Source organism: Curtobacterium sp. ZW137 (genome assembly GCF_003762905.1).
Classification (GTDB): domain Bacteria; phylum Actinomycetota; class Actinomycetes; order Actinomycetales; family Microbacteriaceae; genus Curtobacterium.
In genome coordinates, this window is record NZ_RJKS01000002.1 from 397738 (window position 1) to 412361 (window position 14624).

The 14624-nt window shown below is 70.6% G+C and carries 14 protein-coding genes; 5 read left to right on the forward strand and 9 right to left on the reverse strand.

Features of this window, described 5'->3' with window-relative positions:
- Positions 1 to 86: 86 nt before the first annotated feature.
- From EDF55_RS07040 to EDF55_RS07050, 3 genes are read right to left on the reverse strand one after another with little or no spacing between them, the layout of a single operon-like run.
- Positions 87 to 1037: a carbohydrate ABC transporter permease gene (locus EDF55_RS07040; RefSeq protein ID WP_243698308.1), complete on the reverse strand. Its 951-nt coding sequence runs from the start codon at positions 1035 to 1037 to the stop codon at positions 87 to 89.
- Positions 1034 to 2041, reverse strand: coding sequence for a carbohydrate ABC transporter permease (locus EDF55_RS07045; protein WP_123654220.1), 1008 nt, complete (start codon positions 2039 to 2041; stop codon positions 1034 to 1036). Before EDF55_RS07045 ends, EDF55_RS07040 begins: the two co-directional genes overlap by 4 nt.
- Positions 2041 to 3381 carry an ABC transporter substrate-binding protein gene (locus EDF55_RS07050; RefSeq protein ID WP_185017206.1) on the reverse strand — a complete coding sequence of 447 codons (1341 nt, stop codon included), beginning with the start codon at positions 3379 to 3381 and terminating at the stop codon, positions 2041 to 2043. Before EDF55_RS07050 ends, EDF55_RS07045 begins: the two co-directional genes overlap by 1 nt.
- Positions 3382 to 3552: 171 nt before the next feature.
- Here EDF55_RS07050 and EDF55_RS07055 point away from each other — a divergent pair, with 171 nt between their 5' ends.
- Both EDF55_RS07055 and uxaC read left to right on the forward strand, forming a co-directional pair.
- Positions 3553 to 4596, forward strand: coding sequence for a LacI family DNA-binding transcriptional regulator (locus tag EDF55_RS07055; RefSeq protein WP_123654221.1), 1044 nt, complete (start codon positions 3553 to 3555; stop codon positions 4594 to 4596).
- Between the two features lie 35 nt (positions 4597 to 4631).
- Entirely contained in the window at positions 4632 to 6062 is a 1431-nt protein-coding gene (gene uxaC, locus EDF55_RS07060) for a glucuronate isomerase (RefSeq protein WP_123654222.1), read from the forward strand.
- Here uxaC and EDF55_RS07065 read toward each other — a convergent pair.
- The 4 genes from EDF55_RS07065 to EDF55_RS07080 all read right to left on the reverse strand — a co-directional run bounded on the left by EDF55_RS07065 (position 6059) and on the right by EDF55_RS07080 (position 9389).
- Complete coding sequence (locus tag EDF55_RS07065) at positions 6059 to 6922, reverse strand: sugar phosphate isomerase/epimerase (RefSeq protein WP_123654223.1); 864 nt, start codon at positions 6920 to 6922, stop codon at positions 6059 to 6061. The genes uxaC and EDF55_RS07065 overlap by 4 nt on opposite strands.
- Positions 6923 to 6995: 73 nt before the next feature.
- Positions 6996 to 7373 carry a type II toxin-antitoxin system death-on-curing family toxin gene (locus EDF55_RS07070; protein ID WP_123654224.1) on the reverse strand — a complete coding sequence of 126 codons (378 nt, stop codon included), beginning with the start codon at positions 7371 to 7373 and terminating at the stop codon, positions 6996 to 6998.
- A gap of 46 nt (positions 7374 to 7419) precedes the next feature.
- On the reverse strand, positions 7420 to 8127 hold the full coding sequence (locus EDF55_RS07075; protein ID WP_123654225.1) for a response regulator transcription factor: 708 nt from the start codon (positions 8125 to 8127) through the stop codon (positions 7420 to 7422).
- Positions 8124 to 9389: a sensor histidine kinase gene (locus EDF55_RS07080; protein ID WP_123654226.1), complete on the reverse strand. Its 1266-nt coding sequence runs from the start codon at positions 9387 to 9389 to the stop codon at positions 8124 to 8126. The genes EDF55_RS07075 and EDF55_RS07080 overlap by 4 nt, the downstream gene beginning before the upstream one ends.
- Before the next feature lie 215 nt (positions 9390 to 9604).
- Here EDF55_RS07080 and EDF55_RS07085 point away from each other — a divergent pair, with 215 nt between their 5' ends.
- Positions 9605 to 9844, forward strand: coding sequence for an SHOCT domain-containing protein (locus tag EDF55_RS07085; protein WP_123654227.1), 240 nt, complete (start codon positions 9605 to 9607; stop codon positions 9842 to 9844).
- A 3-nt stretch (positions 9845 to 9847) separates the two neighbouring features.
- Here EDF55_RS07085 and EDF55_RS07090 read toward each other — a convergent pair whose 3' ends face one another.
- Complete coding sequence (locus EDF55_RS07090; protein WP_123654228.1) at positions 9848 to 10375, reverse strand: gluconokinase; 528 nt, start codon at positions 10373 to 10375, stop codon at positions 9848 to 9850.
- 112 nt (positions 10376 to 10487) lie between these two features.
- On the opposite strand from EDF55_RS07090, the gene gndA reads away from it, so the two are divergent.
- Complete coding sequence (gndA, locus tag EDF55_RS07095; RefSeq protein ID WP_123654229.1) at positions 10488 to 11945, forward strand: NADP-dependent phosphogluconate dehydrogenase; 1458 nt, start codon at positions 10488 to 10490, stop codon at positions 11943 to 11945.
- A gap of 302 nt (positions 11946 to 12247) precedes the next feature.
- Here gndA and EDF55_RS07100 read toward each other — a convergent pair whose 3' ends face one another.
- Positions 12248 to 12931: a hypothetical protein gene (locus tag EDF55_RS07100; protein WP_123654230.1), complete on the reverse strand. Its 684-nt coding sequence runs from the start codon at positions 12929 to 12931 to the stop codon at positions 12248 to 12250.
- Between the two features lie 159 nt (positions 12932 to 13090).
- Here EDF55_RS07100 and EDF55_RS07105 point away from each other — a divergent pair, with 159 nt between their 5' ends.
- Positions 13091 to 14593 carry a molybdopterin-dependent oxidoreductase gene (locus EDF55_RS07105; protein WP_123654714.1) on the forward strand — a complete coding sequence of 501 codons (1503 nt, stop codon included), beginning with the start codon at positions 13091 to 13093 and terminating at the stop codon, positions 14591 to 14593.
- Positions 14594 to 14624 lie beyond the last annotated feature (31 nt).

The following is a 14624-nucleotide window of genomic DNA, read 5'->3' on the forward strand; positions in this document are numbered from 1 at the left end:
GCGCGCCGGGCCTCCCGTCCGATCTGTGGACAACTCGCTACTCGACGGAGCCGGCTGCCTTGGTGGGTTCTGCCCGCCGACCAGGTTCACTTGACGGAGCCGGCTGTGAGACCGCCCACCAGGTACCGCTGGAAGATGAGGTAGAGCGCGACGACCGGCGCCGCACACACGATGGAGGCAGCCATCATCTGGCCGTAGATCGGGACGGCTCCGCCCTCCTGCGTGGTGCCGAGCACCTGCAGGACCACGGCGACGGTGCGCGTGTTCGGGGTCGTCATGATCGTGGAGAACAGGACGTCGTTCCACCCGAGCAGGAAGGCGAAGATCGCCGACACGACGATGCCCGGCCACGAGAGCGGCAGCACGATCTTCGTGAGGATCTTCGTCGACGAGGCGCCGTCGATGCGGGCGGCCTCCTCGAGTTCCTTCGGCAGCCCACGGAGGTACGTGACCATCACCCACGTCGAGAACGGCAGGGCGAACGTCAGGTACGTCACGAACAGCCCCCACCGGGTGCCGATGATCTGCACGCCGGTCGCACTCGCGATGTTCGAGAACACCACGAAGACGGGCAGCAGCAGGAGCGTGCCGGGGATGGACTGCAGCGCGAGCAGGCCGCGGAGGAACGTCAGGCGCCCGAGGAACCGGAACCGGACGAGCACGTAGGCGGTCGACACGGCGAGTGCGGCACTCGCCACGGCGACGGCACCGGCGGTCAGGATGCTGTTGACCAGCCCCTCGCCGAGGGCGACCGTCGACCAGATGTCGACGTAGTTCGCGAGCGTGAACTCGGACGGGAAGTACTCGCCGCGGGCGACCGCGACGTCCGAGTTGACCGAGCCGAAGACGATGTAGAGCACCGGCACGGCGATGAACGCGATGATGACGGCGATCACGACGATGAGCAGCCAGCGCGGCAGGAGCCGGGTGACGTCGGTGTCGTACGGGCGCTTGTGGCGCTTGGTGTTGCCGGCCGAGGTGATGCTCTCGGTGAGCGTTGCGGTCGGTCGGGTCCTGGTGGCGCTGTAGCCGCTCATGCGCGTGCTCCCTCGATGTCGGCGGCGGCCGGGGCGGCGAGCGTTGCGCGGTCGGCGCGACGCTGCTTGCGGCTGGGCCCGGCGTCGTCACCGGTGTCGAGCTGGACGGCCCGCAGGTAGACGAACAGCGGGATGGCGACGATGACCAGCGAGCAGATCGCCATCGCCGCGGACAGGCCGAAGCGGAACGACTGGAAGCTCGCGATGTACGTCAGGACCGGCATGACCTCGACGCTCGAGGGCAGCGGGATGCCGAACAGCACGAACGGCAGCGTGAAGTTGTTGATGTTGTGCAGGATCGCGATGATCACCGCGAGGCTGAGCGGTCCGCGGAGGTACGGGAAGACCACGTAGCGGAGCTTGATCCACCAGGTCGCGCCGTCGAGCGATGCGGCTTCGTGGACCTCGAGGTCGACGGCCTGGAGGCCCGCCAGGCTGAGCAGGTACACGAACGGCCACGACGTCCAGACCATGACCGCGGCGAGGGCCCAGTAGGACGCGGCCCCGTTCAGCCAGAGGACGTCGGTGTGGAAGATCGCGTTCACGACGCCCTGCGGCTGCAGCATCGTCCGGAAGAACGTGCCGACGACGAAGGCGGGGAGCACGTACGGGATGAGGTAGATCGAGCGGACCAGACCGCGGCCCGGGAACCGGTTCTGGGTGGAGATCGCCGCCGCGACGCCGATCGGCACGGTCACGGCGGTGACGAGCACCGCGAGCGACGACGAGATCCAGATGGAGTGCAGGAGCGGCGAGTCCGTGATCGCCTCGGCGAAGTTCGCGAACCCGACGAACGGGGCGCTGAACCACTGGCGCAGCGTGTACTGGTCGAGGTCGAGCATCGCGATCCAGAAGCCGACGAGCAGCGGGACCACGATGATGGCGAGCATCAGCACGCCGCCGGGGATGAGCATCCAGAGCGGACGCTCGCGCTTGTAGAGCGGGGTGGTGCCGTGCGGGCGCACCTCGTGGTGCGTCTGGGGCTTGGCCTGCGTGGTCGTCATCACAGACCTCCGTTCTTCTGACGGTCGAGCGTGGACTGGGCGTCCTCCTGCGCGTCCTGCAGACGCTTCCGGAGCTGGTCGTCGGTGACCTCGCCGCTCTTCAGCGAGGGGATCGACTGCACGACGACGTCGACGAGGGCGAGCTGGATGTCGGACCACGCCCCGGTGAAGGCGGTCGGCTTCGAGAGCTTCCCGGCGTCGATGATCGGCTTGAGTTGCGGGTTCTGGTCCGCGAGCTGCTTGGCTGCGTCGACGTTCGTCGGCAGGTTGCCGAAGAGGTCGTAGTACTCGAGCTGCGCCTTCTTCGAGCTGACCTGCTTGATGAAGTCGAACGACAGGTCCTGCTTCGTGCCGTAGTCCGCGACGACGAAGTTGTCGCCGGAGAGGATGCTCGCCGCCTCGATCCCGTCGGCCGGACGTTCGGTCGCACCCGGGGGCACGGTGGGCAGCAGCGCGAACTCGTAGTCGCCGTCCACCTTGGTGCCCTTGAAGGAGTTGATCGCCGTGGTGGTGGTCATCGGGAAGAACGCGGCCTTGCCGTCGGTGAACTGCGCGAGGGCCTGCGCGTTGTTCCAGCCGATCGCGGCCTTGTCGACGACGCCGTCCTCGGTCACCCAGTCGAAGTAGGTGCGGTAGGCGTTCTGCACGGCGTCCGCGTCGAGTTCGGCCTTGCTGCCGTCCACGATCGTGTTGCCGGCGTTCTCGGCCATGCCCCAGATGAACTTCCACGGGTCGAAGCCGTCGGCGTACGCGACGGCCAGGCCGTGCACGTCACCACTGGTGGTCGCCTTCGCGTCCGCGGTGAGCTCGTCCCACGTGGTCGGCATCTCGGTGATCCCGGCCTTCGCGAGGAGGTCCTTGTTCACCGCCATCACGAAGGGACGGCTGGCGAACGGGATCCCGATCTGCTTCGAGGCGCTCGGCCCCGAGATCCCGAAGGACGCCGGATCGAACTGGTCCTTGCCGCCGACCTCCTTCCACTCCTTCGCGCCCATCTGGACGAAGGCGCCGGTGGCGTAGGCGGTCGGGGTGAAGGTGGTGCCGATCGCGTAGACGTCCGGGCCCTGCCCGGAGATGACGCTCGTCTGGATGGCGGTCAGTTCCTCTTGTGCAGAGGAGTACGTCTCCCACTGGATGTCGGCTCCGGTGGTGCGCTTGAACTCAGCGGCCGTGTCCCGCTGCCACTGCTTGCGTTCCTTGGGGTAGGTCGTGTCCGCGCCCATCATCACGCGGAGGGTGTTCGGGTCGTCGCCGCTGCCGTTCACGATCGCGCATCCCTGCAGGGACAACGCGGCGAGGGCGACCACGACCACGGAACCGATCAGGGTCCGTGTCTTCATGGGGGTTTCCTCCTCGGAGCCTCCGTCCGGGCGGCACTGCCCGGGGTGACCACCACTGTTGCGTCCGTGGCAACATCCGGCAACCGGTTGCCACTTGTTGCCAGATCCGAATACGTTTCCGACATCGGAGCACCGCCGCTCCGCACTGTCCACCCGTCAAGGAGGCCGCGTGTGACCGAGATCGACACGTCCCGCCGGGTCACGATCCGTGACGTGGCCGACGCCACCGGAGTCGCCCCGTCCACGGTCTCCCGTGCGCTCTCGATGCCGGATCGCGTGAACCGTGCCACGCAGCAGCGCATCCAGGAAGCCGCACGCGAACTCGGCTACGTCCCGAACTCGCAGGCCCGTGCCCTGACGTCCGGGCGGACCCGCGCGGTCGCCGTGCTCGTCTCCGACATCACGAACCCGTTCTACTTCGACGTCATCCGCGGCACGCAGCACCAGCTGGCCGCCGCCGGGTGGACGCAGCTGCTCGTCGACACCGAGGAGTCCGCCGACGCCGAGACCGCCGCGCTCAGCGCCGTCGCCGCGAAGGCCGACGGCGTGGTGCTCACCGCGTCCCGCCTCTCCGACACGCAGATCGCCCGGTACGCCGAACGGATCCCGCTCGTCGTCGTCAACCGCCGCCCGGCCGGCGTGCCCTCCGTGCTGATCGACACCCCCGGCGGGGTCGAGCAGGCCGTGCAGCACCTCGTGTCGCTCGGGCACCGCGACGTCCTCTACGTCGCCGGCCCGGACAGCTCGTGGTCGAACGAGCGCCGCTGGAAGGCGCTCGTGCAGGTCGCGAAACGCCTCGACGTGCGGGTCGCCCGGATCGGCCCGCACGCGCCGTTCGTCGACTCCGGTGCCGCCGCCGCGGACGCCGCCGTCAACGCCGGCGCCACCGCGTGCATCGCCTTCAACGACCTCATCGCCATCGGGATGCTCGGCCGGCTCCGGGAACGCGGCATCCGCGTCCCCGAGGACATCAGCATCGTCGGCTGCGACGACATCTTCGGCGCCGACTTCTGCAACCCGCCGCTCACCACGATGACGTCGCCGATCGAGCGCGCCGGCCGGGTCGCGATCACGATGCTGCTCGGTCGGCTCGGCGCCATCCCCGCCGAGCAGCTGCCCGGCGAACGCATGCGCGGAGCCGTCGCGCTGCCCACCCACCTGACCGTCCGCGAGTCCACCGGACCCGCGCCTTCCGCGCGTCCGCGTGCGTCCTGACCGCGCCGCCGCGCGCCTTCCCTGAGGAGTCGACGATGACCCAGCACACCCCGACCGCCACCGTGCTCGCCCCGCACCCCGACCGGCTGTTCCCCGCCGACCCGGCGACGCGCACGATCGCGCGGACCGTCTACGACGCGGTCAAGGACGCCCCGATCATCTCCCCCCACGGCCACGTCGACGCGTCGATGATCGCCGCCGACGAGCCGTTCCCGGACCCCGCAGCGCTCCTCATCACGCCCGACCACTACGTGCTCCGGCTCCTCCACGCGAACGGGGTGCCGCTCGACGCGCTCGGCCGCGACCCGCAGGCGACCCCGAGCGGGCGGTCGATCTGGCACCAGCTCGCGTCGCACTGGGACGACTTCCTCGGAACCCCGGTCCGGTACTGGTTCGAGACCGAACTGCACGACGTGTTCGGCCTCGACCAGGAACCGTCCGCCGCGAACGCCGACGCGCAGTACGACCGCATCGCCGCAGCGCTCCGCGAGCCCTCGTTCCGGCCGCGCGCCCTCTTCGACACCTTCGGCATCGAGGTCCTCGCCACCACCGACGCCCCGACGGCGGACCTCGCCGCGCACGCGCGGCTCGCCGCCGACCCGTCGTTCACCGGCCGGGTGGTCCCCACGTTCCGTGCGGACGCCGTCTTCGACCCGTCGCGACCGGACTGGAGGCACGTGGTCACGTCGATCGGCGAGGCCGCCGGCATCGACACCGGTTCCCACCACGGGCTCCTGGCAGCACTGCGCGCACGTCGCCAGCACTTCATCCAGCACGGCGCCACGGCCACCGACACCGGGGTGCTCGACGCCGGTTCCGCCCCGCTGCCCGCCGCCGAGCGCGAACGGATCCACACCGCGGCGCTCCGCGACCCGTCGTCCGTCACCACGGCGGACGCCACCGCCTACCGGCACGACATGCTCTTCCGCTGGGCCGAGATGAGCGTCGACGACGGACTCGTCATGCAGCTGCACCCCGGGGTGATCCGGAACCACCACACTCCGACCCTGGAGCGCTTCGGACCCGACACCGGACACGACCTGCCCGCCGTCGGCGCGTTCACCGAACCCCTGCGTCCGCTCCTCGAGGCGTTCGGCACCGCACCCGGCTTCCACCTCGTGCTCTTCACCGTCGACGAGACCGTGTTCTCCCGGGAGATCGGTCCCCTCGCCGGGTTCTACCCCGCCGTCTACGCGGGCGCGCCGTGGTGGTTCATCGACACCCCGGCCGCGATCGGACGCTACCGGGGCGCCGTCACCGACTCGGCGTCGTTCACGAAGACCTCCGGGTTCATCGACGACACCCGCGCGTACTGCTCCATCCCCGCGCGGCACGACATGGCCCGGCGCGCCGACGCCGCGTACCTGGCCGGACTCGTCGTCACGCACCAGGTCTCCGAGGAGGACGCCGTCCGCACGGCACGCCGGATCGTGTCCGACATCCCGAAGGCGACGTTCAAGCTCTAGACACGCTGCTCCGTCGTTGCCGGGTGCTCGGTCACAGCGCGGTGCTCGGTCGCAGCGCGGTGCTCGGTCGCAGCGCGGACGAGGGCCAGGGCCGCCGCCATCCGCGGCTCCGGGTCCCCGTCCCAGCGGCACTCCAGGGAGACCCGGCCGCGGTAGCCGCCGTCGTGCACCGCCGCGAGGAACGCCGGCCACGGCCACGCCGATGCGGAGTCCCCCGGGGGCTCGCGGTCGTGGTCGGAGACGTGCACGTGGCCGATCCGCGCGGCCAGGTCGCGCACCACGTCGAAGGACTCCGACTCCGCCTGGACGTGGAAGAGGTCCGCGACGACGTCGACGTCCTCGAGGTCGTGCTCGTCGAGGAACGCCACCGCCTCGGCGATGGTGTGGACGAGGTTCGTCTCGCTGCGGTTCAGCGGCTCGAGGACGATCCGGAGGTCGTGCTCCGCAGCGGTGTCCCGCGCCGACCGGACGACCCGGGCGAAGCGCTCGCGTGCCACCGCGACGGGCATCCCGTCCGGGGCGGTCCGTGCGGTGCCCGAGCCGAAGACGATCACCGCGCCTGGTTCCGCGACCGAGGCGACGATCGGGAGCACCTGGGCGAAGTAGTCGTCGACGCGGTCGGGCTCCGCGGTGAGGAGCGGCAGGTCCGGTGGGACGAACAGCGCGAAGGAGGGGAAGCCCTGTCCCGCGTAGAACTCGTTCCTCCGCCACCGGTCGCTGTGCTGCGCCCCGCCGTGCTGCGCTTCGCCGTGCACGGCGAGGTTGCTCGTGATCGCCGGTTCGACGTGGTCTGCGCCAGCTCGTCGTGCCGCTTCCGTCAGTTCCGCTCCGGCGACGATGCCGATCCCGCTGAAGGCCATGCGCCCATGCTGCTCCGGGTCGGGAACCACCGGGCTCGTTGCCACCTGTTGCCACGCCGGCAGTCCCCGCGTGTCACGGTGCCGAGACGAACCCCTCCAGGCGCTCCGCGATCGTGTGTACGTCGTCGAGACGGCCCTCGGCGATCGCGACGATGAAGTCGTAGGACTCGTCGTTCGACATCGTCAGCGTCCGGCCGTTCACCCCGAGGAACACGACGAGGACCATCAACCCGAGCCCCTTGTTCCCGTCGACGAGGGAGCGGTTCCGGACGACGGAGTGCACGAGTGCAGCGGCCTTGTCGACGAGCGTCGGGTACGTGTCCCGTCCACCGACGGTCGCGGCGGCGCGGGCGAGCGCAGCCTCGAGGAGTCCGGGATCGCGCACCAGGACGTCGCCACCGATCGTGCGCCGAGCGATGTGGAGCGCTTCGTCCAGCGTGAGGTGGATCATCGCGTATCAAGGTTGGTATCGCGGGGCGCCTTGCAGTCGAGGAGCATCAGGCGCTCCAGCCGGGAGTGGCGAGGCCGGTCTCGTAGGCGAAGACGACGAGCTGGGCGCGGTCCCTGGCGCCGAGCTTGATCATCGCGCGGGACACGTGGGTCTTCGTCGTGGCCGGGCTGACGAAGAGCCGCTCGGCGATCTCGGCGTTCGTCAGCCCGGCGGCGACGAGTCGCATGACCTCGCGCTCCCGGTCCGTCAGGACGTCGAGTCCGGGAGCCAGCGACGCGGGCTTGGCGTGGGTCGCATAGGCCTCCACCAGGGACCGGGTGGCTCCGGGTGAGAGCAGCGACTCCCCCGCGACCACGGTGCGGATCGCCCGGAGGAGTTCGGCGGGCTCGGTGTCCTTGACGAGGAACCCGGCAGCGCCGCCGCGGATCGCCTCGAACACGTAGTCGTCCTCCTCGAAGGTCGTGAGGACGATGACGTGGACGCCCGCGAGCGCCCGGTCCGCGGAGATCCGCCGCGTGGCTTCGAGACCGTCGGTCCCCGGCATCCGGATGTCCATGAGCACGACGTCGGGTCGCTCACGGGTGACGACGTCGACGGCCGTGGAGCCGTCCGGTGCCTCACCGACGACCGTCATGCCCGGCTCGGCGTCGACGAGCGCTCGGAGGCCGGCGCGGATCAGTCCCTGGTCGTCGACGAGGACGACCCGGATCGGATCCGGCACGGGCGTGGTGGCGGGCGCGGTGTCACTGGTCATCCGGTCCCTGCTTCCCCGATCGGCAACCGCGCGACGACGCGCCACCCGCCGTCCGCTGTCGGCCCGGCGTCGAGGCTGCCCCCGACCGCCGCCGCGCGCTCGCGCATGCCGGTGATGCCGTTTCCGTGCTCCCTGGACGGAGCGCTCGTCCGGCGGAGCGCCGGCTCGGTCGCCGTGCCGGACGCCGTGGCCGGTGCATCGGTCACGCTGATCTCGAGGAGGTCCGCGCCGACGTCGACGAGGACCACGGCGGAGTGCTCGGGCGCGTGCTTCATCACGTTCGTCACGGACTCCTGCACGATGCGGAAGGCGTTGCGGTCGACGACCCCACCGACGACACCGACGTCGCCGTGGACATCGAGCCGGACGTCGACGCCGGCATCACTGGCCCGTGCCACGAGGTCGGGGATCCGATCGAGCCCCGGGGTCGGGTTGCGTTCGGATCCCGTCGGGCCGTCGACCGCGCGGAGCACACCGAGGATCGTGCGGAGTTCGACCAGGGCCTGCCTGCTGGTGTCGCGGATGCTCGTCAGGGAGTCCCGCGTCTGCTCCGGCAGCGCGGCGCCGAGGTGGAGTGCGACCCCGGCCTGCAGGTTGATCAGGGACATGCTGTGCGCGACGGAGTCGTGGAGTTCCCGGGCGATCCGCACGCGTTCGTCGTCGGCACGCTGGCGTTCGGCTGCGGCGCGGGCATTCCGGGCATCGGCGGCACGGGCGACCCGGACACGGACCAGTTCGGTGATCGCGATCGTCGCCGTGAGCCACGCCAGGCTCAGCGTCATCGTGGTCACCGTCGGGAACGGCGCCCGACCCATCAGGGTGTCCGCCGTCGGCAGGAGCACCTGGGCAATGCCCGCGGCGACGTAGACCGGGATGCGGTGCCCGCGGAACCACGCGTTCGCGAGTGCCATCGTGAGCGCCGCGACGAAGGGACCGCGGGGGCTGACGACCAGCGCGAAGCCGATCGTCGTGCCGAGCGTCACCGCCAGCACCGCGACGGGCCACCGCCACCGGAACGGCAGGACGACGACGCCGGCGACGAGGAGCGCCACCGCCAGCGGACCGAGCGCCACCGCGCCGACCCCGGCATCGACATGCCGTGCCCACGGGGGCCCGGTGCCGTCCGCGAACCCGCCGGAGAACCGCGATGCCACGAGGGTGCCGACGATCTGCACCAGGGCGACCGGGAGGACACGACCGACCCGCGCGAAGCGTCGTCGACCGGCCCAGGGGCGGTCGAACAGTGCGGTGTCGGTGGTCATGCGTCGAGCCTAGGGTCGGCACGGATCGGGGGCATCCGGCACCAGCCGGACCTGTGGACTACTCCCCCGGGCGTAGTCGGCTGTGGAGAACCACGTGCACTACGACCGCGGGAGCAGGCGGAAGTGGGGTCGGGTGGCGGACGCGTGACGAGCCTCCAGACCGGAGCCTTGGAGGGTCGCAACTGCGACACCCGAACCGCCCCCAGGAGGCCCTCATGCTCACCACACTCGCCGTCGCCGCGCCGTACATGCACGGCGGCGGGTTCCCGTTCTTCGTCTTCCCCGCGTTCTTCTTCTTCGTGTTCCTGGTGGCGTTCCTGGTCTTCGGCGTCTTCCGCCGCGGCAGCTGGCGCGCGCTCGCCGACGCACGGTCGGTGCTCGCCGACCGGTTCGCGCGCGGCGAGATCAGCGCCGAGGAGTACCGGTCACGCCTGTCCGAGCTCAGCCGGAAGTAGCAGTCAGGGCAGGACGTCGAGGATCGCCGCGACGGTCTCGTCCACGGAACCGTGGATCGGGATCGACGCGGCGGCCTCGTCGGCCTCGGGGCGCTCGAGCGTGGCGAACTGCGAGTCGAGCAGCGAGTTCGGCATGTACTCGTGGTGCCGGTGCGACTGGCGCTCGTGGATGAGCTCCTCCGAGCCGTCCAGATAAGCGATGAAGAGATCCGGCGCGCTGTCGCGGAGCCGGTCCCGGTACGTCCGCTTCAGCGCCGAGTTCGCCATCACGCAGCGCTTGCCGCCCGCCTCGACCTCGACGATCCGCGCTGCGCAGGCGTCGAGCCAGGGCCAGCGGTCCTCGTCGGTCAGCGGGATCCCCTGCCGCATCTTCTCCTTGTTGGCAGTGGGGTGCAGCCCGTCGGCGTCCACGAACTCGCACGTCTCGCCCCGGTCCTGCAGGGCTGCGGCGAGCGCTTCGCCGACGGTCGACTTGCCGGAGCCGGAGACGCCCATCACGAGCACGGGCGGTCGGACGGATCGGTCGCTCATCCCTCCACCGTATGGAACTCGGTGAACAGTCTCCACAGGTTGCCGTAACACCGATGCGGTCACAGCCCGGGGACCGTAGGTTGGGCGCAAACGTCAGGACAAAGGAGTGGACGTGGCTGACAGCAACGAACAGGCGAACATCGGCGTGATCGGTCTCGCCGTCATGGGGTCGAACCTCGCACGCAACCTCGCGTCGCGTGAGGGCAACACCGTCGCGGTCTACAACCGCACATACGCACGGACCGAAGAACTCCTCAAGGAGCACGGCGACGCCGGCTTCATCGCGTCGGAAGACATCGACGGCTTCGTCGCGTCCCTGTCCAAGCCGCGGACCGCGATCATCATGGTGCAGGCCGGCAAGGGCACCGACGCGGTGATCTCGCAGCTGGCGGAGAAGTTCGAAGAAGGCGACATCATCGTCGATGGCGGCAACGCGAACTTCCACGACACCATCCGGCGCGAGCACGACCTGCGCGAGAAGGGCCTGAACTTCGTCGGCACCGGCATCTCCGGTGGTGAAGAGGGCGCGCTGAAGGGCCCGTCGATCATGCCGGGCGGCTCGATGGAAGCCTGGGAGACCCTCGGCCCGATCCTCAAGTCGATCGCCGCGGTCGCCGAGGGCGAGCCCTGTGTGACCCACATCGGTACCGACGGCGCCGGGCACTTCGTGAAGATGGTGCACAACGGCATCGAGTACGCCGACATGCAGCTCATCGCCGAGTCCTACGACCTGCTCCGTCGCGTCGGGGGCCTCTCGGTCGAAGACCTCGTCGCGGTGTTCCAGGAGTGGAACGGCGGCGACCTGGAGTCCTACCTGATCGAGATCACGGTGGAGGTCCTCAAGCAGCGGGACGCCGACTCGGGCAAGCCGCTCGTCGACGTCATCCGCGACGAAGCGGGGTCGAAGGGCACCGGCGTCTGGACCGTGCAGAACGCGGTCGGGCTCGGCATCCCGGTGTCCGGCATCGGGGAAGCGGTGTTCGCCCGCGCGGTGTCGTCGAAGCCGTCGCAGCGTGCAGCGGTCCAGAAGTCGATCACGAACCGTCCGTCCATCGCCGAGGTACCGGACACCTTCGCCGACGACGTCCGCGCGGCGCTCTACGCGTCGAAGGTCGTCGCGTACGCGCAGGGCTTCGACCTGATCATCGCGGGGGCGAAGGAGTACGGCTGGGACATCAACCTCGGCAACGTCGCGAAGATCTGGCGCGGTGGCTGCATCATCCGTGCACAGTTCCTCAACCGCATCGTCGAGGCCTACGACAAGAACCCGTCGCTCGAGTCGTTGCTGGTCGACCCGTACTTCGCGAACGCGGTGGCCGAGGGCGAAGCCGCCTGGCGTCGCATCGTCGGCATCGCCGCGGCGTCGGGGATCCCCGCGCCCGGGTTCTCGTCCGCGCTGTCGTACTTCGACTCGCTCGCGTCCGAACGGCTGCCCGCGTCGCTGATCCAGGGGCAGCGCGACTTCTTCGGTGCGCACACGTACCAGCGGATCGACAAGGACGGCACGTTCCACACGCTGTGGTCCGAGGACGACCGTCGCGAAGTCGAGCAGGAGCCGTCGACGCACTGACTCGCTGCCGCACGGAACGGGTCTCGCCATGCGGCGGGGCCCGTTCTGCGTGCTGGCGGGGTGCGGCGGCGGGCAGGCGGCGGCGTGCGCAGGCGGGCGGCCGTCGGCCGTCAGGCCGTCAGGCCGTCAGGCCGTCAGGCCGTCAGGCCGTCAGGCCGTCAGGCCGTCAGGCCGTCAGGCCGTCAGGCCGTCAGGCCGTCAGGCCGTCAGGCCGTCAGGCCGTCAGGCCGTCAGGCCGTCAGGCCGTCAGGCCGTCAGGCCGTCAGGCCGTCAGGCCGTCAGGCCGTCAGGCCGTCAGGCCGTCAGGCGACGATGCGCTCCCGTGCGAGCTCGGCGAGGAGCCGCTCGAGCTTCGGTCCGCGACCGAGCAACCGGCGTGAGCCCGGCGCCGTCCGGACGTAGAAGGTCGCGACGGCGATCGAGTCGTCGGCCCGCACGTAGTGCATGGCGATCGCGCAGGCGTTCCGGTCAGACGGTGTCGGCACGTCCTCGAGCCCGACGTGCATCACCCGGCTCCACCGGATCACGAGCAGCCGGGTCGCCCGCCGTTCGTCGAGTTCCCACAGGGACGCCTCGGTCGCCCCGAACGCCCAGGTGATGCGGTGTCCGAGCGTGACCTCGGACCGCGCTTCCTCGACCATGGTCCGGAGCTCGTTCGTCGGTGCGGCCGGGACCAGCCACACCGTGGGGTCGATCCGCCGGATGGCCAGCGCGAGCGACTCGTCCTCGCGCCGGCGGCGGAGGCCCTGCATGCGGAGCACCCCGGCCAGGATCACGCTCACCCCGAGCGCGATGACGATCACCTCGGCGATGCCGAACGCCGTGAGGTCCGCTTCGGGGGTCCGTGCGACGACGACGATCCGCGCGACGAGGAGCGCAGCCCAGACCCCGACGATGACCCAGCGCACGATCGCGAGGCGCCGAGCCGGTGACGACGTGTGCCGGGCGCGTCCGTCCCGTGGGACACGGTCGGGTCGGCTCAGCACACCCTGATCCTCGCACGCCGCACTGCACGGCGACACCGAGGAGGGGTGAACGCACGGCACCAACCGTTCACAGGACGACGGACCTACGATCAGGACGTGCCCACCAGCGGAACGTCGCTCCGGCCACGCCTGCTGGCTGCGGTCACCGGTGTCGTGGCGATGCTCGCGTTCCTCGGGGCCGCCGAACTCGGGGCGCTCGTCCTCGGCGGTGCCGGCAGTCCGCTCGTCGCCGTCGGTTCAGCCGTCATCGACCTCGCCCCGGCCGGCGCGAAGAACACCATGGTCGCGCTCTTCGGCACCGGCGACAAGGTCGCGCTCTTCGTGCTGATGGCCGTCCTGATGACCGCGATCTCCGCCGGCGCCGGGATCCTCGAGCGCGCCCGGCCACCCTTCGGTGCCCTGGTCTTCGCCGCCGGTGGTGCTCTGTCACTCCTCGCGGTGACCACACGATCGGGTGCCGGCCAGTTCGACGGCGCTCCGAGCATCATCGGCGTCGCTGCAGCGGTCGTCGTGCTGCGGCTCGTCATGGCCCGACTCCGCCGGTGGGAACTCGTCGCCGCGACCCCGACCCGCGCCGCGTCCGCCATGCCGGAACGCCGGGCGTTCATCGTGTGGTCGGTCACCGCCGGTGCGCTCGCGCTCCTCGTCGGCACCGGAGCACGACTCGGCTCGGCCGCGATGCAGCGCGCAGCGGCCATCCGACGAGCGGTACACCTCCCAGCGCCGAAGACGGCGTCCCCGGCGGTACCGGCCGGAGCCTCCCTCGACGTCACCGGGATCACCCCCTACGTCACGCCGAACGCCGACTTCTACCGGATCGACACTGCGCTCCGCGTCCCCTCGATCGACCCGGCCGACTGGAGCCTCCGCATCCACGGCGCCGTCGAGCACGAGATCGAACTGACCTGGGACGACCTGCTGGCACTTCCCCTCGAAGAGCACATGGCGACGCTGAGTTGCGTGTCGAACGAGGTCGGCGGGGACCTCATCGGCAACGCACTGTGGCTCGGCTACCCGATCCGCCACCTGCTCGCGAAGGCCGCCCCGACCGGCGACGCCGACATGGTGCTCTCCCGGAGCATCGACGGATTCACCGCCGGTACCCCCCTCGACGTGCTGCAGGACGACGGGACGGCGGCGCTCCTCGCCGTCGGCATGAACGGCGATCCGCTGCCGGCGGAGCACGGCTTCCCGGTGCGGATGGTCGTGCCCGGGCTGTTCGGGTACGTCTCGGCGACGAAGTGGGTCACCGAGATGGAGGTCACCCGGTTCGCCGACGCGCAGGGCTACTGGACGCCGCGCGGGTGGTCGGAGCGCGGGCCGGTGAAGCTGGAGTCCCGCATCGACACCCCGGCCAACGGTGCGACCGTGCAGGTGGGCGACCGCGTCCCGATCGCCGGCGTCGCCTGGCAGCCGCACACCGGTGTGAAGGCCGTGCAGGTCAAGGTCGGAGCCGAGGACTGGCAGGACGCCGAACTCGCCGACTCGGTCTCCGCCGACACCTGGCGGCAGTGGGTCTACCGGTGGACCGCCACGAAGGGCTCGCACGAGGTGCAGGTGCGCGCGGTGAGCACCGACGGTGAGGTGCAGACGAGCGTCCAGCGACCGCCGGCGCCGAACGGTGCCACCGGCTGGGACACCGTCACGCTCACCGCGCGCTGACGCGCCCGCGGCCGCGCGCGGCCGTGCGGGC

Bases quoted from the DNA above. Each gene is read 5' to 3' on its own strand.
- EDF55_RS07040 (WP_243698308.1), bottom strand. From the start codon at position 1,037: ATGAGCGGCTACAGCGCCACCAGGACCCGACCGACCGCAACGCTCACC.
- EDF55_RS07080 (WP_123654226.1), bottom strand. From the start codon at position 9,389: ATGACCACCGACACCGCACTGTTCGACCGCCCCTGGGCCGGTCGACGA.
- EDF55_RS07070 (WP_123654224.1), bottom strand. From the start codon at position 7,373: ATGATCCACCTCACGCTGGACGAAGCGCTCCACATCGCTCGGCGCACG.
- EDF55_RS07050 (WP_185017206.1), bottom strand. From the start codon at position 3,381: ATGAAGACACGGACCCTGATCGGTTCCGTGGTCGTGGTCGCCCTCGCC.
- EDF55_RS07045 (WP_123654220.1), bottom strand. From the start codon at position 2,041: ATGACGACCACGCAGGCCAAGCCCCAGACGCACCACGAGGTGCGCCCG.
- EDF55_RS07105 (WP_123654714.1), top strand. From the start codon at position 13,091: ATGCTCGCGTTCCTCGGGGCCGCCGAACTCGGGGCGCTCGTCCTCGGC.
- uxaC (WP_123654222.1), top strand. From the start codon at position 4,632: ATGACCCAGCACACCCCGACCGCCACCGTGCTCGCCCCGCACCCCGAC.
- EDF55_RS07085 (WP_123654227.1), top strand. From the start codon at position 9,605: ATGCTCACCACACTCGCCGTCGCCGCGCCGTACATGCACGGCGGCGGG.
- EDF55_RS07075 (WP_123654225.1), bottom strand. From the start codon at position 8,127: ATGACCAGTGACACCGCGCCCGCCACCACGCCCGTGCCGGATCCGATC.
- EDF55_RS07090 (WP_123654228.1), bottom strand. From the start codon at position 10,375: ATGAGCGACCGATCCGTCCGACCGCCCGTGCTCGTGATGGGCGTCTCC.
- EDF55_RS07065 (WP_123654223.1), bottom strand. From the start codon at position 6,922: ATGGCCTTCAGCGGGATCGGCATCGTCGCCGGAGCGGAACTGACGGAA.